This is a genomic window from Streptomyces viridosporus (genome assembly GCF_002078235.1).
In the GTDB taxonomy this organism is placed as follows: Bacteria; Actinomycetota; Actinomycetes; order Streptomycetales; family Streptomycetaceae; genus Streptomyces; species Streptomyces viridosporus.
The window spans coordinates 458-811 of the sequence record NZ_MSGP01000914.1; the positions used below are offsets into that span (position 1 = coordinate 458).

Annotated in this window: 1 protein-coding gene; it reads right to left on the minus strand. The window is 74.3% G+C overall.

Annotated elements, in window-relative coordinates:
* Window positions 1–354: MBL fold metallo-hydrolase (locus B7L92_RS43430; protein ID WP_255311370.1), on the minus strand; the 354-nt coding region annotated here is incomplete at both ends.

Below are 354 nucleotides of genomic sequence, written 5' to 3' on the forward strand. Positions count from 1 at the left end.
CGCAGGGCGCGCAGCGCCCAGGGCAGCACACCCGGGCGCCAGCCGTTGCGCAGGACCCGCCCGACGCTCACCTGGTGGAGGAAGTCCCGCCGGACGTGCGGGACTTCGGCCTCGTGGGCGTGGACGGGCGTGCCGTACGCGGCCCGCAGGTGTTCGGCGGAGCCCAGGTGGTCGGTGTGGGCGTGGGTGACCAGCACGGCGGCCACCGCCTCCGGGGAGAAGCCCACCTGCGCCAGCGAGTCGAGGAGCCGCTCGCGGTCGCCGGGGTAGCCGGTGTCGATCAGTGTGACGGCGTCCCCCTCCGTGAGGATCACCCAGTTGGTGTGGGTGCCGTGCACCAGGTAGGTGCCGTCC